The following is a 19441-nucleotide window of genomic DNA, read 5'->3' as shown; positions in this document are numbered from 1 at the left end:
TTTAATAATTTTATCCTGGTTATTGAATAATAGCCAGTTTTAGATAAAACAGGCACATGCCGACATAAATAATTGGGCAAAAATTTAACTTTAATCAACCCGTAAGAAAAGCCTGACGGCTATATTCACCGCCAGGCTCCCCGCACTGCATCTTTATGCATCGGTTAAATACGTCTGGCCTGCCAGAAGTTTTTACGCCAGTAAACATTATCGAGAGAGGAGCGCATCACGCCACGGCTGGTCGAGGCATGAATGAACTGATTATCGGTGTCATAAATACCGACATGAAGGCCGCTTTCACCGGAGCCTGTTTTGAAAAAGACCAAGTCGCCGGGCAGGAGCTCGTCTTTATCAATCTCAGTGCCGATCTCCGCCTGCATACGTGTTTCACGCGGAAGCTGTAGGTCAAATTTATCGCGGAAGGTCATCAGCACGAATCCCGAGCAATCCACCCCGCCCCGGCTCATGCCACCGTAGCGATAGGGGGTGCCGCGCCAGTTGCTGAGCTGATCGTTCAGGCTGGCAATGACCGTAATGGAATCGGAAAGCCGTGGGTTGGGCGGAGGTGCACGATGGCTACTGCATCCTGCAAGAAAGAGCGCCGCAACAAGGAGAAACCAGAATCGCATTTCAGACGAATCCTCTGCTTTTTTTGTTCTTTCGGTAATTTAGCGTGCATCTATGCGGCTGTGCAAGAAAGGTTATTCCTGCGCCGTGGAGATGAGCATCTTGTGGCCTTCAATATCCAGCCTCCGGAACGACATGTGGTAAGCACTCGCAAGATTGGAGGCCGTCAGCACGCTGTCGCGCGGTCCGCTGGCAATCAGCTTGCCACGGGCCAGCAACCACACCCGATGGGCGTGGCGCAACGTATGGTTTAAATCATGACTGCTCATCACAATGGTAATGCCCTTGCGGCAGAGCGCGCTGAGCAGGGCATCCAGCGCGGCCTGCTGGGCAACGTCCAGCCCGCTCATTGGCTCGTCCAGCAGCAGCAACCGCCCGTGAGGATTTCCGGACGGATGGATCTGAAGAATGACGGCGGCCAGACGCACGCGCTGCCACTCGCCGCCGGAAAGCTGGCTGGCCTGTCGGGTAAGCTTATCGTCTAACCCGAGCGCCGCGGCAACGTCGTGGAGCAATGCCACCTGATTTTTATCAGGCAGGTGCAGCGTCAGGTAGTGCCAGACCGGCATCGCAAAGGGCGGCACCTGCTGCTGAACCAGATAGCTTCGACGGGAGGCGAGCGTAGCGGGTAGCCATTCGTCAAGAGATTGCCCTAGAAAGGTAATCTCCCCTTCCCCGGCGGTCAGCCCCGCCATGCGCGCCAGCAGCGTGCTCTTCCCGGCACCGTTTGGCCCAACCAGGTGAAGTATTTCCCCTGCATTGACGGTGGCGGTTACAGGCTCAAGACGTCCCTTCCCGGCAACGTCTGTGAGCTGCATCAGCAGCGACATTATTTCGCCAGCGCCAGCTTGATAGATTCCATCACGATAGGATCTTCAGGCGTCATGTCCGGGGAAAAACGCTGTACGACCTGACCGTCACGGCCAATCAGGAATTTTTCGAAGTTCCACAGAATATCGTCCGGATAGAGCGGCGCCCGGCCTTTGCTTGCCATGCGCTCGTAGAAACCACTCTCTTCAGGCGCAACCGCTGTCGGCGCCGCGGCCACCAGTTTGGCATACAGCGGATGACGATTTTCCCCGTTTACATCAATTTTGCTGAACATCGGGAACGTCACGCCATAGGTCGTGCTGCAAAAGGTCTTAATCTCCTCTTCGCTGCCCGGCTCCTGCCCCAGGAACTGGTTGCACGGGAAGCCGAGCACGGTAAAGCCGTCTTTTTCCCAGGCTTTATGAATATTTTCCAGCTGTTCATACTGCGGCGTCAGGCCGCATTTCGACGCCACGTTCACGATGAGCAGCACCTTGCCCTTGTAGCCTTCCAGCGTGGTTTTCTCGCCGTCAATGGTGGTCACTTCGGTATTCAGAATATCAGACTGCATAGCATTCCCTCAGGTTGACTTACGGGTAGTGTGTTAACGTCCAGCTTTCAATAATAGCCAGATAAAGACCGGCGCGCCCAGCGTCGCGGTCACCACGCCAATGGGCAGCTCTGCGGCGGTCAGAGCGAGCCGGGCGATGATATCGGCAATCAGCAGCGTTGCCGCCCCGGCAATCGCCGTGGCCGGGAGCAGGGTTCGATGGTCCGTAATGCCGCACAGACGCAGCATATGCGGGATCACCAGCCCAATAAAGCCAATCGCGCCCGCCAGCGCCACGCTTACGCCCACCATCCAGCCGATGGCGATAACCAGCACGTTGCGCCAGAACCCAATCGGCATTCCAAGCTGACGAGCAGACGTTTCACCCAGCGCGAGCATATTCAGCGGCTGCGCCTGGAATGCCGTCCACAGAATGACCGGGAGCAGGAGCAGCATCAGCCACCCCTGACGCCAGTCAACGCCCCCAAATCCCCCCATCATCCAGTACATCAGCTGGCGCAGATCAAAAGAGGTGGAGAAGTAGACGGCCCAGGTCATCAACGCACTACAGATGATCCCTAACGCCACCCCGGCAAGCAGCAGCCGGCTGGTGGATAAGTGGCGTCGGGCAAAGCGCAGCAGGATGAGGGTTATCAACAGCGCGCCAAGAATGGCGCTGAGGCTAATCCCCCAGGCGGAGAGCTCGCCTCCTCCCAGCATCACGGCGGCGATTAGCCCAACGCCTGCGCCATTCGACACTCCCAGAAGCCCGGGTTCCGCCAGCGGGTTTTCAAACAGTGCCTGCATGATCGTGCCGCACAGCGCCAGGGCAGCGCCGACTAAAAGGACCGCCAGCGTCCGCGGCAGGCGGATCTGCCAGACAAAGATCTGTCCCTCAGGCGTAAACCAGCTTGCCGGCCCCAGCCACCGATCGCCCGCACACAGGCTGACCGTGGTGGCGACAAGCAACAGCACCCCGAGCAGACACAGGCGGCGGAGATCGGAGCGGTGCTGGCGACGGGCAAGATCAAGCATAGACGATAGGTTATCCGGTTGAGATATCATTGATTTTACGGCGGGTTTGGCAAATAGCGCAAAGAAAAAAGGCCGCGTGGGCGGCCTTTTTGGTTAGTTCATATTACTCTGCTTTAGGCGTTGCGTTTTCGACGCGGCTCTTTAACTTCTGGCCGGGTCTGAAGGTCACCACGCGGCGGGCTGTAATGGGAATATCTTCCCCCGTCTTCGGGTTACGGCCCGGACGTTGGTTTTTGTCTCGCAAATCAAAATTGCCAAAACCGGAGAGTTTTACCTGCTCACCATTTTCCAGAGCACGACGGATCTCTTCGAAAAACAGCTCTACCAGCTCTTTGGCATCCCGTTTGCTAAGCCCAAGCTTATCAAACAGATATTCTGACATTTCAGCTTTTGTAAGCGCCATAGGTTCAATCCCTCAATGATGCCTGGAATCGCTCTTTTAATGCCTCTACACATTTGGCGACGGTAGCGGCAATCTCCTCTTCTTCGAGTGTACGGCTGGTATCCTGAAGGATAAGGCTGATAGCGAGGCTCTTGAAACCTTCTGCTACGCCCTTGCCGCGGTACACGTCAAATAAGTTTACGCCAACTACCTGATTTACGCCAACTTTCTTACATTCGGCCAAAATATCTGCTGCGGGCACGTTTTCAGCGACCACAACCGCGATATCACGGCGGTTCGCCGGGAAGCGGGAGACGTCCTGCGCCTGAGGAATGACGCGGTCTGCAACCGGGCTCCACTCCAGCTCGAACACGATGGTACGGCCGTTCAGGTCCAGCTTACGCTCCAGCTCCGGGTGGACAACGCCAATGAAACCAACGCGTTTGCCGTCTAAATAAATCGCCGCGCTCTGGCCCGGATGGAGCGCAGGAATCGCTTCCGCGCGGAATTCAATTTCAGATAATTTACCGGTCAGATCCAGAATCGCTTCCAGATCGCCCTTCATATCGTAGAAATCAACCGTGCCTTTTGCCAGGTCCCAGTGCTCTTCGTAGCGGTTACCGCTGATGGCACCAGCCAGCATGAGATCCTGACGGATGCCTAAATTTGCCTGATTATCCGGCACAAAGCGCAAACCGCTTTCGAAAATGCGCACGCGGTTTTGCTGGCGGTTCTGGTTGTAAACGATAGTCCCCAGCAGGCCCGTCCACAGGGACAGACGCATCGCGGACATTTCGCTGGAGATTGGGCTTGGCAGGATCAGCGCTTCCTGACCCGGGTGGATCAGCTGCTGCAGCTTAGGATCAACGAAGCTGTAGGTGATCACTTCCTGATAGCCTTTGTCGTTCAGCATGGTTTTCACACGCTTCAGGGACAGGTCGGCTTCACGGTGGGTACCCATCACCAGACCCGCCTGCACAGGCTCGTCAGGGATGTTGTTGTAGCCGTAAACACGGGCCACTTCTTCCACCAGATCTTCTTCAATTTCCATGTCGAAACGCCAGGATGGCGCAACGGCCTTCCACTCGTCCTGACCTTCGGTCACTTCGCAGCCCAGGCGCGTCAGGATGTCGGTCACCTGCGCGTCGGCAACGTGGTGACCAATCAGGCGATCCAGCTTGCTGCGGCGCAGGGTAATGGTCGCACGCTTCGGCAGGGTCGCTTCGTTGGTGACGTCGATAACCGGGCCCGCTTCGCCGCCGCAGATGTCGATCAGCAGGCGGGTTGCACGCTCCATCGCTTTGTACTGCAGCGCCGGATCAACGCCGCGCTCGTAGCGGTGAGAGGCGTCGGTGTGCAGGCCATGACGACGCGCGCGGCCAGTAATGGAGAGTGGGCTGAAGAACGCGCATTCCAGCAAGACGTTTTGCGTCTCGTCATTGACGCCAGAGTGCTCGCCGCCGAAGATACCGCCCATTGCCAGCGCTTTGCTGTGGTCAGCAATCACCAGGGTGTCGGCGTTCAGCTTCGCTTCGCTGCCGTCCAGCAGCACCAGGGTTTCGCCCTCTTTCGCCATGCGCACCACAATACCGCCTTCGATACGATCTTTATCGAACGCGTGCATTGGCTGGCCCAGCTCCAGCAGAACGTAGTTAGTAACGTCAACCACCGCGTCGATAGAACGGATACCGCAGCGACGCAGTTTCTCTTTCATCCACAGTGGGGTTGGCGCTTTAACGTTAATGCCTTTCACCACGCGGCCCAGGTAGCGCGGACAGGCATCAGCAGCGTCAACCTGAATTGGCAGCACGTCACTGATGGTCGCTTCAACTGGCACAATCTCCGGCGCGTTGAGTTCGGTCTGGTTCAGTACGGCCACGTCGCGGGCCACGCCGATGATGCCCAGGCAGTCGGCACGGTTAGGCGTCACGCTGATTTCGATGGTGTTATCATCAAGCTTCAGGTATTCGCGGATGTCAGTGCCAATCGGCGCATCCAGCGGCAGCTCGATGATACCGTTGTGATCGTCGGAAATCCCCAGCTCGGAGAAGGAGCACAGCATGCCTTCAGACGGCTCACCGCGCAGTTTAGCGGCTTTGATTTTGAAATCGCCCGGCAGTACCGCGCCCACGGTCGCCACGGCCACCTTCAGCCCCTGACGGCAGTTTGGTGCGCCGCAGACGATATCCAGCAGACGGTCACCGCCCACGTTCACTTTTGTTACGCGCAGTTTGTCGGCGTTAGGATGCTGGCCGCACTCCACCACTTCACCTACTACTACGCCGGTGAAAGCGCCAGATACGGGCTCCACGCCATCAACTTCCAGGCCCGCCATGGTGATCTGGTTGGAAAGCGCTTCGCTGTCCAGCGTGGTGTTAACCCATTCGCGTAACCACAGTTCACTGAATTTCATTGTTCTGTCCTGCCCTTATTTAAACTGTTTGAGGAAACGCAGATCGTTTTCGAAGAACGCACGTAAATCGGTTACGCCGTAGCGCAGCATGGTCAGACGCTCCATGCCCATACCGAACGCAAAGCCGGAATACACTTCCGGATCGATACCCACGTTGCGCAGCACGTTTGGATGCACCATGCCGCAGCCCAGCACTTCCAGCCATTTGCCGTTTTTACCCATCACGTCCACTTCCGCAGACGGTTCGGTGAACGGGAAGTAGGACGGACGGAAGCGAACCTGCAAATCTTCCTCAAAGAAGTTGTTCAGGAAATCGTGCAGCGTGCCTTTCAGGTTGGTAAAGCTGATGTTTTTATCAACAATCAGGCCTTCCATCTGGTGGAACATTGGGGTGTGCGTCTGATCGTAGTCGTTACGGTATACGCGGCCCGGCGCGATGATGCGGATAGGCGGTTCCTGTTCCTTCATGGTGCGGATCTGAACGCCGGAGGTCTGGGTACGCAGCAGACGGGTGGCGTCGAACCAGAAAGTGTCGTGGTCAGCACGTGCCGGATGATGGCCAGGAATATTCAGGGCATCGAAGTTGTGGTAATCATCTTCGATTTCCGGGCCAGTCGCCACGGTAAAGCCGAGCTCACCGAAGAAACTTTCAATACGATCGATGGTGCGGGTCACCGGATGCAGGCCGCCGTTTTCAATACGACGCCCCGGCAGAGAAACGTCGATGGTTTCTGCTGCCAGACGCGCATTCAGTACGGCGCTTTCCAGCTCGGCTTTACGGGCGTTCAGCGCCTGCTGTACCTGCTCTTTGGCTTCGTTAATCACTGCACCTGCTGCCGGGCGTTCCTCTGCTGGCAGTTCACGCAGGGTAGTCATCTGAAGGGTCAAATGCCCTTTCTTGCCCAGATATTCGACGCGGACATTGTCTAACGCGGCAACATCTGAGGCCTGGTTAATGGCGGCCGTTGCACTGGCAACCAGCTCTGCGAGATGTGACATGGTTTTCCTCATTATGTCGGTGCAGACACCGAATTGTTGGACGTATTCTCTCAAATTCAGGCACAAAAAAAGCCTCCATCGGGAGGCTTATCTGGCGCTGTTTTTCGTTTCATCTTTCACGCGCTAGCCTCCTGATGTCAGGTGCTAAAGTAAAAGAAGAAGCGGAAAATAGCAGCATTCATGCTTGCGTTACCTTGTAGGGTAAAAACCGTTAAGACCTTATTGAAAAGCCTGCACGGATAAATGTCAATCTTCTGATGGTGTTGAATGAAAAGAGGAGGCAAAGCCTCCTCTTTCAACTGGCTTATGCCAGTGCTGCTTTCGCTTTTTCGACCAGAGCGGTGAACGCTACTTTGTCGAATACTGCGATGTCAGCCAGAATCTTACGGTCGATTTCAACAGAGGCTTTTTTCAGGCCGTTGATGAATTTGCTGTAAGAAATACCGTTCTGACGTGCTGCTGCGTTGATACGCGCAATCCACAGTTGACGGAACTGACGCTTACGCTGACGACGGTCACGGTAAGCGTACTGACCTGCTTTGATAACAGCCTGGAAGGCAACGCGGTATACGCGTGAACGCGCACCGTAGTAGCCTTTAGCTTGTTTCAAAATTTTCTTGTGACGTGCACGTGCAATTACACCACGTTTTACGCGAGCCATGTGTGCTCTCCTGTATCTATTCTAAGTTAAAAAAGTTAAACGTTAACGACTTATGCGTACGGCAGGCACGCGATGACCAGGCCCAGATCGCCTTTAGAAACCATGGCTTTTGGACGCAGGTGACGTTTACGCTTGGTAGCTTTCTTAGTCAGAATGTGACGCAGGTTAGCGTGCTTGTGCTTAAAACCACCTTTACCGGTTTTTTTGAAGCGCTTAGCAGCACCGCGTACGGTCTTAATTTTTGGCATTTTAATAACTTCCACTTCGCATTGTTAAATAAACGAAACATAGGCGAACAAAACCTATGGGGCCCGAAGGCTCCACAGATTCTGCTGCTTGAAGGCCTTACTGTTTCTTCTTAGGAGCGAGCACCATGATCATCTGGCGGCCTTCGATCTTCGTAGGGAAGGATTCGACTACTGCCAGTTCACTCAGATCTTCACGGACGCGGTTAAGCACTTCCATACCAATCTGTTGGTGGGCCATCTCACGACCGCGGAAACGCAGCGTGATCTTGGCCTTATCGCCATCTTCCAGAAAGCGAATCAGGCTGCGGAGTTTTACCTGATAATCGCCATCGTCGGTACCAGGACGGAATTTAATTTCCTTAACCTGGATAACTTTTTGCTTCTTCTTCTGTTCCTTAGAAGACTTACTCTTTTCATAAAGGAACTTGCCGTAGTCCATGATACGACAAACTGGCGGTTCGGCGTTAGGGCTGATTTCAACTAAATCTACTCCAGCTTCTTCAGCCTTTTCGATCGCTTCTCTCAGACTCACAATCCCCAGCTGCTCGCCTTCCAGACCTGTTAAGCGAACTTCCTGGGCGCGAATCTCGCCATTGATACGATTCGGACGTGCCGTTTGAACTCGTTTTCCGCCTTTAATACCTTATTCCTCCAGTTGTTGAAGACTGCGGCTGCGAATCTCTTGTTGCAGCTTCTCAATCACTTCACTTACGTCCAGGCTCCCCAGGTCTTTACCACGGCGGGTGCGAACGGCAACTTTGCCTGCTTCCACCTCTTTATCACCACAGACCAACATATACGGGACACGACGTAAAGTGTGCTCGCGGATTTTAAAGCCAATCTTCTCATTTCTCAAGTCTGCTTTTACGCGAATGCCCGCATTTTGTAGTTTCTGCGTCAATTCTTTAACGTAATCCGCCTGAGAATCGGTAATGTTCATCACTACCACCTGCACTGGCGCAAGCCAGGTTGGGAAGAAGCCCGCGAACTCTTCGGTCAGGATGCCGATGAAGCGCTCCAGTGAACCGAGAATAGCACGGTGAATCATGACCGGCACCTGACGCTCGTTGTCTTCGCCAACATAAGAGGCGCTTAAACGCTGCGGCAGGGAGAAGTCCAGCTGTACCGTTCCGCACTGCCATGCGCGATCGAGGCAGTCATACAGGGTAAATTCAATTTTCGGACCGTAGAATGCGCCCTCGCCCAGCTGGTATTCGAATGGAATTCCATTCTCTTCCAGCGCCACGGCGAGATCCGCTTCTGCGCGATCCCATGTCTCATCGCTGCCGATACGTTTTTCCGGACGCGTTGAGAGTTTGACCACGATCTTCTCGAAGCCAAAGGTGCTGTACATATCGTAGACCATACGAATACAGGCGTTAACTTCATCACGTACCTGATCTTCAGTACAGAAGATATGCGCATCATCCTGAGTAAAGCCACGAACGCGCATCAGACCGTGCAGCGCACCTGATGGTTCGTTACGGTGGCAGCTACCGAACTCGGCCATACGCAGCGGCAGATCGCGGTAGGATTTCAGACCCTGGTTAAAGATCTGAACGTGGCCCGGGCAGTTCATTGGCTTGATGCAGTATTCACGGTTCTCAGACGAGGTGGTGAACATCGCATCTTTATAGTTGTCCCAGTGGCCGGTTTTTTCCCACAGCACACGGTCCATCATGAACGGGCCTTTCACTTCCTGATACTGGTACTCTTTCAGCTTGGAGCGTACGAACGTTTCCAGTTCACGGAAGATAGTCCAGCCGTCGTTATGCCAGAACACCATCCCCGGCGCTTCTTCCTGCATATGATACAGGTCAAGCTGCTTACCGATTTTACGGTGGTCACGTTTAGCCGCCTCTTCCAGGCGTTGCAGGTACGCGTTCAGGGCTTTTTTATCGGCCCACGCGGTACCATAGATGCGCTGCAACATCTTGTTGTTGCTGTCGCCACGCCAGTAGGCGCCTGCGATTTTCATCAGCTTAAAGTGATGACAGAAGCGCATATTCGGCACGTGCGGTCCACGGCACATGTCGACGTATTCTTCGTGATGGTACAAGCCAGGCTTGTCATCATGCGAAATGTTTTCGTCAAGAATCGAGACTTTATAGCTCTCGCCGCGCTTCACGAAGGTTTCACGCGCTTCGTGCCAGCTGACTTTCTTCTTGATGACGTCATAGTTAGTTTCGGCGAGCTCGTGCATACGTTTTTCGAGCGCGTCGATATCTTCCTGGGTCAGGGTGTGGTCAAGATCAACGTCGTAGTAGAAACCGTTGTCGATAACCGGGCCGATCGCCATTTTGGTGTTTGGCCACAGCTGCTTGATAGCATGACCTAACAGGTGCGCGCAGGAGTGACGAATGATCTCCAGACCTTCTTCGTCTTTCGCGGTGATGATTGAGAGCGTCGCATCGTTTTCAATAACATCAGACGCATCTACCAGCTCACCGTTTACGCGGCCTGCAATGGTTGCTTTTGCGAGTCCAGGACCGATGTCCAGGGCTACATCCATTGGGCTTACAGCGTGGTCGAAATGGCGTTGGCTGCCATCAGGAAGAGTAATTACAGGCATTTTATATCCTTATTTGCAGTGATGCCCCACACATAAGAGCATATACAAAGAAAATAATCGTGATTAAACAGTAGATTAGGAACCATCTGACCAACAATCGTCAAATTGGTTCGTCATCCTCTGCCAGCCGAAATCAGACAAAGGCGAATATACGGCAAGCAGCCTAATGGTAACACTATTGAAAGGGCGAATGCATCCTCTGCGACCGTTTTGAACCGCTCATCCTTTTGTATGCGTTCATGAACTTTTGCTGACGGAGGCTCGCAATCCAAAAGTGCTGAGCTATTCTTGATCTGGTCCTTAAACATCGAAGGGGTATCACGTGAACGTATCCAGCAGAACCGTTGTGATATTGAATCTACTTTCCGCGGCTGGCCTGGTTTTGATTCTGGCCAACAGATTCCAGTGGTTTTGAGCCGAACCGGTGTTCTGGCATAACCTGTTGTCCCGGGTAAAGCGCTTTCTGGCGCAGACTTTGGTACACTAAGGGTATCAACTGACAAGGATTAGGTTATGCCAACAAAAAGATTTGCCGTTAAGCACTGGAAAATGGTCGTAGTATTAATTGCTATTTGCGGCGCGATGTTGCTGCTGCGCTGGGCTGCAATGATTTGGGGTTAATGTATTGTCAGAAAGGGAAGTCATTTGTGCTGAGGTCAGCGTAAACGTGCCGTTAATTTATTGAATAATCTTTAACTCTCTTTACGCCACCGGATTGTGAAAAACCGGTACATCATTATCCGGTTTTCGATAGGTTGTCATAGCGTTTATATTGCATCACAACGTGGAAGTTAATTTATCAGGACCACTCACCCGCTACCAGCTTATGAACATCAAACGCATCGTTCATTGACTGGCCGGTAGACTGGGAGCCAGGGGCAATGTTAGAGCCCGCTTCAACATCAGAGGCGTTGGTGATTCCGATTTGGCTGTTAGCGTCACTGGCAGGTTGCGTTATATTATCAGCAGCAAAGACGCCAAATGAAAGTGCGGAAAGCACCATCGCTGCTGTAGCAGTTTTGATTGTTTTCATAATTTTATTCTCATACTAAATTAATGCAGAAAAAGCCTGAGGCGATCTTTTGCCTGTGGCGTAAGTGTAGATCTGGATCACACTTTTTCCTAGTCAAAATATTTATCAATTCGTGTCAAATAAACTGAATAAGCCGTGCACGCCTAATTATGGAGAAATTATGAAGAGGACGCATTCTGTTATTTTTAAAACGCCATTTAATATAATTAAGCACAGTTTCAAAAAATAAAAAACGGGCCGAGAAGAATCTCAGCCCGACGGAATTACATTTTATAACCTAAAGAAATCGTGGTTCTGCGATCGGTATGTTCCGGCGCAGAATCAGGGGGGGATGAGTTCCAGGTTACGTTGTACGCCACCTTGAGTCCAAAGTGTTCGTTGATGGCCACGTTCAACGCGCTTTCAGAGTTCAGGGTAGTATCTTCTGCACCAAACACCGACACGCCCTGGGTGAATTTAGCGTTGTCGGTCATCTGCCATGCGTAGGTGCCCGATGCATAACCCAGCGGCTGGGTTTCATCTTCGCCGTTGGTGTACTCGTCGTAACGCACACCCGGACCGAATTCAAAACGGAGGCTGTGTACCGGCCCATTCAGGAACTGACGACCATAACCCGCCGTCACGACATCGCGCTGGCGATAGCCGTTGAAGCGGTCTGTCAGCCAGCTCGCCTGCCCGAACAGGTAGTCATAATCGGTCATGTTGTAACGGCTACGTCCGCCTACCGCATATTTCTCCGAGGAGCGTTCATCGTTAGCAGACGTGTTGCTGGCATTTCCCCACAGCGACCAGGCCGTGGTATTGCCGTACCAGGTCAGGGTGCTGTCTGCGGTCAGGGAGGAGCTTTTCGTGTTACCGGATTGCGCCAGATACCCGGCATTCAGGTTACCTTCAAAGGGTTTTTTGGCAGTGGAGGGGTCGTCCATGACAGTAAAAACGGTATCATCGGCGGTTGCGTTCAGTGACGCAAATACGCCACCCGCCAGCATCAGTGCTGCGGGTACTGTCTTCAAAAGCTTCATTATATTTAAGGAGTCCGTACAACATAAAAAGAGACCGTCACGGTCTCGGAAACTTTCTTGCGGATCAATGACAAGGCGACCATAGAAAGGTAACAAATTATAAAAAGCCGCAAATAACATAGCAATAATTTCTTCTTTCATTTTTTGAATAAGAACGATCCCAAAACGCGTTTTATTTTATATGTCCTGCGAAGGTTATTTGTCAGCATTCATTTTTAAAATCATACTGTTATTTACGTTGCCTTCCTGCCAAACGGTGCCAGGCTTAAAAGAACCCATGCTAAAAGGAGGTCATGATGGCTTCGATTTACACGCTGACGCTCTCCCCTTCCCTCGACTCCGCGACCATGACGCCGCAAATTTACCCGGAAGGTAAGCTACGCTGTAGCGCGCCGGTGTTTGAACCCGGCGGCGGTGGTATTAACGTGGCGCGCGCCATTACCCACCTCGGCGGAAAAGCAACCGCCATCTTCCCTGCTGGCGGCGCCACGGGCGAACATCTGGTTGCGTTGCTGGCAGATGAACAGGTTGCGGTAGACACGGTAGACGCCAGAGACTGGACCCGGCAGAACCTGCACGTTCATGTTGAATCGAGCGGCGAACAGTATCGTTTTGTGATGCCGGGGGCAAAGCTGAGCGATGATGAGTTTCGTCAACTGGAAGAGAAAGTGCTGACCATTGAAAGCGGCTCATTGCTGGTCATCAGCGGTAGCCTGCCGCCGGGCATTGAAACAGAAAAGCTGACGGCGCTGGTTCAGGCGGTGCTCCAGCGCGGCATCCGCTGCATTGTTGATAGCTCAGGCGAAGCCCTGAAGGCAGCGTTAGAACCCGGGCAACTTGAACTCGTGAAACCTAACCAGAAAGAGCTGAGTGCGCTTGTCAATCGCGAGCTCAACCAGCCCGATGACGTGCGTACTGCCGCAGAAGAGCTGGTACGTACGGGCAAAGCGCATCGCGTGGTGGTCTCTCTCGGTCCTCAGGGTGCGCTGGCCGTCGACAAGACGGGCTGTGTGCAGGTCGTTCCACCACCGATGAAGAGCCAGAGCACCGTAGGTGCAGGTGACAGTATGGTTGGCGCGATGGTGCTGAAGCTGGCGCAGGGCGCTTCGCTTCTGGAGATGGCACGTTATGGCGTCGCGGCAGGGAGTGCGGCCACCATCAATCAGGGAACGCGGCTATGCTCGCTTGCGGATACCCAAAAAATTGTCGATTACCTGGCGAAAAGCTGAACGACTTCCCCCTCCTGTGGAGGGGGAAGTCGCTAAATGGCGCTTATCGACTATGCTAAGAAAACTTTCAGGATAACAACGAGGTGCATTATGAGCAGTGGTGATATCACCCGCTACGTCGTAACCGTCAATATTCATGAGGCGTCGCTGACCGAGCTGAATGAACTTAACAACGCTTTCACGCGGGCAAATTTTCTGCTCACGCTGACCGACGACGAAGGCAATATCCACGACCTCGGCTCGCTGGCTTTTGGCCTGATTAGCCCGCTAAGTCAGGAAGAGGTCAAGGCGCTGGCCAGCAGCCTGGTGGAAAGCGTGACTGACAAAGCGACAGAAATTGACGTGGATAGCTGGGAAAACTGGCACAAAAAAGAGCAATAAGTGCCCTGTATAAAATTAAACCGCTCAGTTGTGCGTTAGTTCCTGTTTTTTTATTGCCGTTTTGCGCTAACTTTATGATCTGGCAGACAACATGGGAGAGACATCATGTGGCAGGCTATCAGTCATCTTTTAAGTGAGCAGCTGGGTGAAGGTGAAATTGAACTGCGTAACGAACTGCCAGGCGGAGAGATCCATGCCGCATGGCATTTACGCTACGCCGGGCGCGATCTTTTCGTGAAATGTGATGAACGCGAATTGCTGCCCATTTTTACTGCCGAAGCCGATCAGCTTGAACTGTTATCGCGCAGTAAAACCGTCACCGTTCCGCAGGTTTTAGCCGTCGGCAGCGATCGCGACTACAGCTTTCTGGTGATGAACTATCTCCCCGCGCGCCCTCTGGATGCCCACAACGCCTTTATCCTTGGTCAACAGATTGCCCGCCTGCATCAGTGGAGCGATCAGCCTCAGTTCGGGCTCGATTTTGACAACGACCTCTCCACCACGCCGCAGCCAAACGCGTGGCAGCGTCGCTGGTCGACATTTTTCGCCGAGCAGCGAATCGGCTGGCAGCTGGAGCTGGCCGCTGAAAAGGGGCTGGCGTTCGGCAACATCGATGCGATTGTTGAACACGTCCAGCAGCGCCTGGCCTCGCATCAGCCTCAGGCTTCACTGTTGCACGGGGATTTATGGTCGGATAACTGTGCGCTTGGGCCTGATGGCCCTTATATATTTGATCCGGCCTGCTACTGGGGCGACAGAGAGTGCGACCTCGCGATGCTGCCGCTGCACCCTGAACAGCCGCCACAAATTTATGATGGCTACCAGTCGGTCTCGCCTCTGCCACCTGACTTTCTCGAACGCCAGCCGGTGTATCAGCTATACACCCTGCTCAACCGGGCCATCCTGTTTGGCGGAAACCATCTGGTTAATGCCCAGCGTGCGCTGGACCGCATTCTGGCGGCATAACGCAAGGGGGGGCGCAACACGCCCCCTTCAGCATTTACAGGAAGCCGAGCAGCGTAAAGAAGAAATACCCGGCCACAATGATAATGACCGGCAGAACGTAGAGCGGGAAAAACTGCACAAAGATGGTATGGCGCGGAACGACAATGCGCGATTCGATCTGCTCGCGGGTCATTCCCTCAGGACCTTTGGCCTTCTCAAGGATCATCTGGTCTTCAACCCCTTCACGTAAAAAGCGGGTCTGGCGACTCATGCGTGCGCCGGAGGCCTGCAACGCCATTGCGATAAAGATCAGCGCATAGATTATCCAGAAGCCAACGTTAAGCTGGTGGTGAAAATCCGGCGTGGGCGAGTTAAACCAGAACACGTTCAGGAACGGGGTATTAAACCGCATCATCTCAATCATTACGTGGGCAAAATCAAGCATGACGGCATTGATGCCCGGCTGTTTTTCGCTGTGATCGTACATAAATTTGAGTACGGAAATCAGCGTTGAAATCAGGGCGGGAATGAAAATAACCCAACCAGCAATACGTTTTAAGATCGCAATGCGTCCAGCTTGTTGATACGTCATCAGTTCCTCTTAATAAAGACGCGTTATTTGTGCCTAAGTCTACCTGCTGTCGGTCATTTTCGCCCGATCTTTGGATGCGATATGCTAAATTGCTTGTGCTTAGCACCGTTCGTCTTACCTCTAAGATAAGGAGAAGTTGTAATGTCGACACCGCGCCAGATACTTGCCGCTATTTTTGACATGGATGGATTGCTGATTGATTCCGAACCCCTGTGGGATCGGGCTGAACTGGACGTGATGGCCAGCCTCGGCGTCGATATCAGTCGTCGTAACGAACTCCCCGATACCCTGGGGCTGCGTATCGATATGGTGGTCGATCTTTGGTATGCCCACCAGCCATGGGTTGGACCGGATCGTGACGAAGTCACGGCGCGCATTATCAACCGCGCTATCTCCCTGGTTGAAGAATATAAGCCACTGTTACCGGGCGTCCATGACGCTATCGCCCTGTGCAAGGCGCAAGGACTGAAAGTGGGGCTGGCTTCCGCCTCACCTCTGCATATGCTGGAAAAAGTGCTGACGATGTTTGGGCTGCGCGACAGCTTCGACGCGCTGGCCTCGGCCGAAAAGCTGCCTTACAGCAAGCCGCACCCGCAGGTGTATATGGACTGCGCCGCGAAACTGGGGCTGGATCCGCTCACCTGCGTGGCGCTGGAAGATTCCGTTAACGGCATGATAGCGTCCAAAGCCGCGCGTATGCGCTCCATCGTTGTGCCTGCTGAAGAAGGCCGACACGATCCTCGTTTTGCCCTCGCGGATGTCAGGCTGACGTCTCTTGAAGAACTGACTGTCCGCCATCTGCGCGGAGAGTGACCCTCTTTTCAGGCAGCTTCGGCTGCCTGCATCACAAAATTAAAACATCGTTTTACTTTATTTGCTTTTCTCATTCCAGGCTCCTATCCTTACGTGCAGAATGACAATAACCTGACTTCTGAGGCGCGTATGATACTGGATGCTTTTACTCTGGCAGGAAAAGTGGCGATGGTGACCGGGTGCGATACCGGCCTGGGTCAGGGCATGGCCATTGCCCTCGCCGAGGCAGGTTGCGATATCGTGGGTGTTAACCGCAAGGTTCCTGACGAAACGGCAGCGCGCGTTACGGCGCTGGGACGACGCTTTATCGCAATCCGCGCCGATCTCGGCAAGCATGAGAACATTCAGAGCGTCGTGGATACCGCTGTTAAAGAGATGGAACGCATCGATATTCTGGTCAACAATGCCGGCACCATTCGTCGGTGCGATGCGCTGGAATTCAGCGAAAAAGACTGGGACGAAGTCATCGACCTGAACCTGAAATCGGTCTTTTTCCTCTCGCAGGCGGTGGCCAAACGGTTTATCGGTCAGGGTCAGGGCGGGAAGATCATTAACATTGCCTCCATGCTCTCCTTTCAGGGCGGCATTCGGGTGCCCTCCTATACGGCCTCGAAAAGCGGTGTCCTCGGGCTCACCCGCCTGCTGGCAAACGAATGGGCGCCGCTGGGCATTAACGTGAACGCTATCGCGCCGGGTTATATGGCGACAAATAACACCCAACAGCTACGCGATGATGAGCAACGCAGCCAGGCGATCCTCGAGCGTATTCCGGCGGGACGCTGGGGACTGCCGGAGGATTTACAGGGGCCGGTGGTGTTTCTGGCCTCAGGAGCCTCTGATTACGTCAACGGCCATACCCTCGCCGTAGACGGCGGCTGGCTGGCGCGCTAATCGCGCGTTTGTGACAAAGAGTTACACCGTCACCTCTTTCGCACACTGTATAAAAACCCTATACTGTATGAATTGACAGTTTACCGGGTTTTATCATGACGGCGGAAGGCCACCTGCTTTTTTCACTTGCCTGTGCAGTGTTTGCTAAAAACGCTGAACTGACCCCTGTGCTGGCACAGGGGGACTGGTGGCATATTGTCCCTTCTGCCGTACTGACCTGCCTGTTGCCGGACATCGACCATCCCAAATCCTTCCTCGGTCAACGGCTGAAGTGGATTTCAAAACCCATCGCCAGAGCCTTTGGTCATCGCGGGTTCACCCACAGCCTGCTGGCCGTGTTTGGCCTGTTAACCCTCTTTTATCTGAAGGTTCCTGAGAGCTGGATAGTCCCGGCGGATGCCATTCAGGGCATGGTGCTCGGTTACTTGAGCCATATCCTGGCGGATATGCTGACGCCTGCGGGCGTTCCGCTGCTCTGGCCCTGCCGCTGGCGTTTCCGCCTGCCGATCCTCGTGCCGCAAAAGGGCAACCAGCTGGAGCGCGTGCTGTGCATGGCGCTGTTTGCGTATGCCGTCTGGATGCCGCAGACGTTGCCCGAAAATGGTGCAGTGCGCTGGTCGTCGCAGATGATCAACTCGCTGCAATTTCAGTTCAATCGTTTTATTAATCACCAGATTGAACATTAAACCGACAATATAATCACTTTTGTCATAAACCATTCCATATGGATATAAGCGCCACATCACACTTCTGATAACCTTGCGCCAACAGGTTCGGTAAAAACCGACCGAATAATAAATCAGGAGAACGGGGATGAATTTTCCACTCATCGCGAACATTGTCGTGTTCGTCGTATTGCTATTGCTTCTCGCCCAGGCTCGCCACAAACAGTGGAGCCTGGCCAAAAAGGTGCTGGTCGGTCTGGTGATGGGCGTGGTGTTTGGCCTGGCCTTACACGCTATTTACGGCTCCGACAGCCCGGTACTGAAAGATTCTATTCAGTGGTTCAACATTGTCGGTAACGGCTATGTACAGTTGCTGCAAATGATCGTCATGCCGCTGGTATTCGCTTCTATCCTGAGCGCCGTGGCCCGTCTGCATAATGCGTCTCAGCTGGGTAAAATCAGTTTCCTGACCATTGGTACCCTGCTCTTCACCACGCTGATTGCGGCGCTGGTGGGTGTGCTGGTGACCAATCTGTTTGGCCTGACCGCTGAAGGTCTGGTGCAGGGCAGCGCTGAAACCGCGCGTCTGACGGCTATTCAGACCAACTACGTGGGTAAAGTGGCCGATCTGACCGTTCCGCAGATGGTGCTCTCCTTCATTCCGAAGAACCCGTTTGCTGACCTGACCGGTGCAAGCCCAACCTCCATTATCAGCGTGGTGATCTTCGCGGCGTTCCTGGGCGTGGCGGCGCTGAAGCTACTGAAGGACGATGCGCCGAAAGGCGAGCGCGTGCTGACTGCCATTGATACCCTGCAAAGCTGGGTGATGAAGCTGGTGCGTCTGGTCATGCAGCTGACGCCGTACGGTGTCCTGGCGCTGATGACCAAAGTCGTTGCAGGATCAAACCTGCAAGACATCATCAAGCTTGGCAGCTTTGTGATTGCCTCGTACCTCGGTCTGGGCATCATGTTTGTTGTGCACGGCATTCTGCTGGCGGTGAACGGCGTTGGCCCGCTGAAATACTTCCGTAAAGTCTGGCCGGTACTGACCTTCGCCTTTACCAGCCGTTCCAGCGCGGCATCTATTCCGCTGAACGTCGAAGCGCAGACCCGTCGTCTGGGCGTACCGGAGTCAATCGCCAGCTTCTCGGCCTCTTTTGGCGCCACCATCGGCCAGAACGGCTGTGCGGGCCTCTACCCGGCGATGCTGGCCGTGATGGTTGCCCCAACCGTCGGCATTAACCCGCTGGATCCGGTCTGGATTGCGACGCTGGTCGGTATCGTGACCATTAGCTCCGCCGGTGTTGCAGGCGTGGGCGGCGGCGCGACTTTCGCTGCGCTGATTGTTCTGCCTGCGCTGGGCCTGCCGGTGACGCTGGTCGCCCTGCTGATCTCTGTTGAACCGCTGATCGACATGGGTCGTACCGCGCTGAACGTGAGTGGCTCAATGACCGCTGGTACCCTGACCAGCCAGTGGCTGAAGCAGACCGACAAAACCATTCTCGACAGTGAAGAAGATGCCGAACTGGCCCATCGTTAATCACTGCCGAAATAAAAAAACCGCCTGAGGGCG

The 19441-nt window shown here is 53.9% G+C and carries 24 protein-coding genes and 1 other annotated feature; of the genes, 9 read left to right on the top strand and 15 right to left on the bottom strand.

Features of this window, described 5'->3' with window-relative positions:
• Positions 1–164: 164 nt before the first annotated feature.
• The 12 genes from IM300_RS05710 to thrS all read right to left on the bottom strand — a co-directional run bounded on the left by IM300_RS05710 (position 165) and on the right by thrS (position 10297).
• Complete coding sequence (locus IM300_RS05710) at positions 165–629, bottom strand: NlpC/P60 family protein (RefSeq protein ID WP_063448974.1); 465 nt, start codon at positions 627–629, stop codon at positions 165–167.
• Positions 630–701: 72 nt separating this feature from the next.
• A complete protein-coding gene (gene btuD, locus IM300_RS05705) occupies positions 702–1457 on the bottom strand; it encodes a vitamin B12 ABC transporter ATP-binding protein BtuD (RefSeq protein ID WP_107535176.1) in 756 nt (251 codons plus the stop codon).
• Positions 1457–2008, bottom strand: a complete 552-nt coding sequence (locus tag IM300_RS05700) for a glutathione peroxidase (RefSeq protein ID WP_022650905.1) — start codon at positions 2006–2008, stop codon at positions 1457–1459. Before IM300_RS05700 ends, btuD begins: the two co-directional genes overlap by 1 nt.
• 33 nt (positions 2009–2041) lie before the next feature.
• On the bottom strand, positions 2042–3022 hold the full coding sequence (btuC, locus tag IM300_RS05695) for a vitamin B12 ABC transporter permease BtuC (protein WP_193035652.1): 981 nt from the start codon (positions 3020–3022) through the stop codon (positions 2042–2044).
• Positions 3023–3125: 103 nt separating this feature from the next.
• A complete protein-coding gene (gene ihfA, locus IM300_RS05690) occupies positions 3126–3425 on the bottom strand; it encodes an integration host factor subunit alpha (RefSeq protein ID WP_003857805.1) in 300 nt (99 codons plus the stop codon).
• A gap of 4 nt (positions 3426–3429) precedes the next feature.
• Entirely contained in the window at positions 3430–5817 is a 2388-nt protein-coding gene (gene pheT / locus IM300_RS05685) for a phenylalanine--tRNA ligase subunit beta (RefSeq protein ID WP_193035651.1), read from the bottom strand.
• A gap of 15 nt (positions 5818–5832) precedes the next feature.
• Positions 5833–6816, bottom strand: coding sequence for a phenylalanine--tRNA ligase subunit alpha (pheS, locus tag IM300_RS05680; protein ID WP_003857809.1), 984 nt, complete (start codon positions 6814–6816; stop codon positions 5833–5835).
• A gap of 62 nt (positions 6817–6878) precedes the next feature.
• Positions 6879–7003 (bottom strand) — a sequence feature (Phe leader region).
• Positions 6954–6998: a pheST operon leader peptide PheM gene (gene pheM, locus IM300_RS05675; protein WP_001386830.1), complete on the bottom strand. Its 45-nt coding sequence runs from the start codon at positions 6996–6998 to the stop codon at positions 6954–6956. (Overlaps the previous feature by 45 nt.)
• Before the next feature lie 117 nt (positions 7004–7120).
• Positions 7121–7477 (bottom strand): 50S ribosomal protein L20, encoded by a 357-nt coding sequence (gene rplT, locus IM300_RS05670; protein WP_000124850.1) that lies wholly within the window; start codon positions 7475–7477, stop codon positions 7121–7123.
• A 50-nt stretch (positions 7478–7527) separates the two neighbouring features.
• Positions 7528–7725, bottom strand: a complete 198-nt coding sequence (gene rpmI, locus IM300_RS05665) for a 50S ribosomal protein L35 (RefSeq protein ID WP_001124225.1) — start codon at positions 7723–7725, stop codon at positions 7528–7530.
• Positions 7726–7822: 97 nt separating this feature from the next.
• On the bottom strand, positions 7823–8365 hold the full coding sequence (infC, locus tag IM300_RS05660; RefSeq protein ID WP_059287945.1) for a translation initiation factor IF-3: 543 nt from the start codon (positions 8363–8365) through the stop codon (positions 7823–7825).
• Positions 8366–8368: 3 nt separating this feature from the next.
• Positions 8369–10297, bottom strand: a complete 1929-nt coding sequence (gene thrS / locus IM300_RS05655; RefSeq protein ID WP_063448978.1) for a threonine--tRNA ligase — start codon at positions 10295–10297, stop codon at positions 8369–8371.
• Between the two features lie 322 nt (positions 10298–10619).
• Here thrS and yncL point away from each other — a divergent pair, with 322 nt between their 5' ends.
• Both yncL and yniD read left to right on the top strand, forming a co-directional pair.
• Entirely contained in the window at positions 10620–10712 is a 93-nt protein-coding gene (yncL, locus tag IM300_RS05650; protein WP_074160885.1) for a stress response membrane protein YncL, read from the top strand.
• A gap of 98 nt (positions 10713–10810) precedes the next feature.
• Entirely contained in the window at positions 10811–10918 is a 108-nt protein-coding gene (gene yniD / locus IM300_RS05645) for a small membrane protein YniD (RefSeq protein ID WP_003857815.1), read from the top strand.
• A gap of 178 nt (positions 10919–11096) precedes the next feature.
• Here the strand turns inward: yniD and IM300_RS05640 are convergent, their stop codons facing one another.
• Together IM300_RS05640 and IM300_RS05635 are read right to left on the bottom strand one after the other, a co-directional pair.
• A complete protein-coding gene (locus IM300_RS05640; RefSeq protein WP_193035649.1) occupies positions 11097–11330 on the bottom strand; it encodes a hypothetical protein in 234 nt (77 codons plus the stop codon).
• Between the two features lie 263 nt (positions 11331–11593).
• Positions 11594–12352, bottom strand: a complete 759-nt coding sequence (locus IM300_RS05635; RefSeq protein WP_063448980.1) for a YdiY family protein — start codon at positions 12350–12352, stop codon at positions 11594–11596.
• Positions 12353–12648: 296 nt separating this feature from the next.
• On the opposite strand from IM300_RS05635, the gene pfkB reads away from it, so the two are divergent.
• From pfkB to IM300_RS05620, 3 genes are all read left to right on the top strand, one after another.
• Entirely contained in the window at positions 12649–13581 is a 933-nt protein-coding gene (pfkB, locus tag IM300_RS05630) for a 6-phosphofructokinase II (protein WP_063866465.1), read from the top strand.
• A gap of 90 nt (positions 13582–13671) precedes the next feature.
• Complete coding sequence (gene ghoS, locus IM300_RS05625; protein WP_003857822.1) at positions 13672–13962, top strand: type V toxin-antitoxin system endoribonuclease antitoxin GhoS; 291 nt, start codon at positions 13672–13674, stop codon at positions 13960–13962.
• A 105-nt stretch (positions 13963–14067) separates the two neighbouring features.
• Complete coding sequence (locus tag IM300_RS05620; protein ID WP_063448983.1) at positions 14068–14928, top strand: fructosamine kinase family protein; 861 nt, start codon at positions 14068–14070, stop codon at positions 14926–14928.
• 34 nt (positions 14929–14962) lie between these two features.
• Here the strand turns inward: IM300_RS05620 and IM300_RS05615 are convergent, their stop codons facing one another.
• Positions 14963–15499 (bottom strand): YniB family protein, encoded by a 537-nt coding sequence (locus IM300_RS05615; protein WP_063866463.1) that lies wholly within the window; start codon positions 15497–15499, stop codon positions 14963–14965.
• Between the two features lie 141 nt (positions 15500–15640).
• On the opposite strand from IM300_RS05615, the gene hxpB reads away from it, so the two are divergent.
• The 4 genes from hxpB to tcyP all read left to right on the top strand — a co-directional run bounded on the left by hxpB (position 15641) and on the right by tcyP (position 19408).
• On the top strand, positions 15641–16312 hold the full coding sequence (gene hxpB / locus IM300_RS05610) for a hexitol phosphatase HxpB (protein ID WP_107535171.1): 672 nt from the start codon (positions 15641–15643) through the stop codon (positions 16310–16312).
• Positions 16313–16441: 129 nt separating this feature from the next.
• Positions 16442–17203, top strand: coding sequence for a 2-dehydro-3-deoxy-D-gluconate 5-dehydrogenase KduD (gene kduD / locus IM300_RS05605; RefSeq protein WP_193035647.1), 762 nt, complete (start codon positions 16442–16444; stop codon positions 17201–17203).
• Between the two features lie 95 nt (positions 17204–17298).
• Complete coding sequence (locus tag IM300_RS05600; RefSeq protein ID WP_015570742.1) at positions 17299–17889, top strand: metal-dependent hydrolase; 591 nt, start codon at positions 17299–17301, stop codon at positions 17887–17889.
• Positions 17890–18016: 127 nt separating this feature from the next.
• Positions 18017–19408: a cystine/sulfocysteine:cation symporter gene (tcyP, locus tag IM300_RS05595; protein ID WP_063866461.1), complete on the top strand. Its 1392-nt coding sequence runs from the start codon at positions 18017–18019 to the stop codon at positions 19406–19408.
• The last annotated feature ends 33 nt before the right edge of the window (positions 19409–19441 follow it).

The organism is Enterobacter cloacae complex sp. I2 (assembly GCF_014896205.1).
GTDB lineage: Bacteria > Pseudomonadota > Gammaproteobacteria > Enterobacterales > Enterobacteriaceae > Enterobacter > Enterobacter quasihormaechei.
This window is presented reverse-complemented; position numbering and strand designations above follow the sequence as displayed.

Coding starts and splice junctions, on each gene's coding strand:
- IM300_RS05710 (WP_063448974.1), bottom strand. CDS start 629: ATGCGATTCTGGTTTCTCCTTGTTGCGGCGCTCTTTCTTGCAGGATGC.
- btuD (WP_107535176.1), bottom strand. CDS start 1,457: ATGTCGCTGCTGATGCAGCTCACAGACGTTGCCGGGAAGGGACGTCTT.
- IM300_RS05700 (WP_022650905.1), bottom strand. CDS start 2,008: ATGCAGTCTGATATTCTGAATACCGAAGTGACCACCATTGACGGCGAG.
- btuC (WP_193035652.1), bottom strand. CDS start 3,022: ATGCTTGATCTTGCCCGTCGCCAGCACCGCTCCGATCTCCGCCGCCTG.
- ihfA (WP_003857805.1), bottom strand. CDS start 3,425: ATGGCGCTTACAAAAGCTGAAATGTCAGAATATCTGTTTGATAAGCTT.
- pheT (WP_193035651.1), bottom strand. CDS start 5,817: ATGAAATTCAGTGAACTGTGGTTACGCGAATGGGTTAACACCACGCTG.
- pheS (WP_003857809.1), bottom strand. CDS start 6,816: ATGTCACATCTCGCAGAGCTGGTTGCCAGTGCAACGGCCGCCATTAAC.
- rplT (WP_000124850.1), bottom strand. CDS start 7,477: ATGGCTCGCGTAAAACGTGGTGTAATTGCACGTGCACGTCACAAGAAA.
- rpmI (WP_001124225.1), bottom strand. CDS start 7,725: ATGCCAAAAATTAAGACCGTACGCGGTGCTGCTAAGCGCTTCAAAAAA.
- thrS (WP_063448978.1), bottom strand. CDS start 10,297: ATGCCTGTAATTACTCTTCCTGATGGCAGCCAACGCCATTTCGACCAC.
- yniD (WP_003857815.1), top strand. CDS start 10,811: ATGCCAACAAAAAGATTTGCCGTTAAGCACTGGAAAATGGTCGTAGTA.
- IM300_RS05640 (WP_193035649.1), bottom strand. CDS start 11,330: ATGAAAACAATCAAAACTGCTACAGCAGCGATGGTGCTTTCCGCACTT.
- IM300_RS05635 (WP_063448980.1), bottom strand. CDS start 12,352: ATGAAGCTTTTGAAGACAGTACCCGCAGCACTGATGCTGGCGGGTGGC.
- pfkB (WP_063866465.1), top strand. CDS start 12,649: ATGGCTTCGATTTACACGCTGACGCTCTCCCCTTCCCTCGACTCCGCG.
- ghoS (WP_003857822.1), top strand. CDS start 13,672: ATGAGCAGTGGTGATATCACCCGCTACGTCGTAACCGTCAATATTCAT.
- IM300_RS05620 (WP_063448983.1), top strand. CDS start 14,068: ATGTGGCAGGCTATCAGTCATCTTTTAAGTGAGCAGCTGGGTGAAGGT.
- IM300_RS05615 (WP_063866463.1), bottom strand. CDS start 15,499: ATGACGTATCAACAAGCTGGACGCATTGCGATCTTAAAACGTATTGCT.
- hxpB (WP_107535171.1), top strand. CDS start 15,641: ATGTCGACACCGCGCCAGATACTTGCCGCTATTTTTGACATGGATGGA.
- kduD (WP_193035647.1), top strand. CDS start 16,442: ATGATACTGGATGCTTTTACTCTGGCAGGAAAAGTGGCGATGGTGACC.
- IM300_RS05600 (WP_015570742.1), top strand. CDS start 17,299: ATGACGGCGGAAGGCCACCTGCTTTTTTCACTTGCCTGTGCAGTGTTT.
- tcyP (WP_063866461.1), top strand. CDS start 18,017: ATGAATTTTCCACTCATCGCGAACATTGTCGTGTTCGTCGTATTGCTA.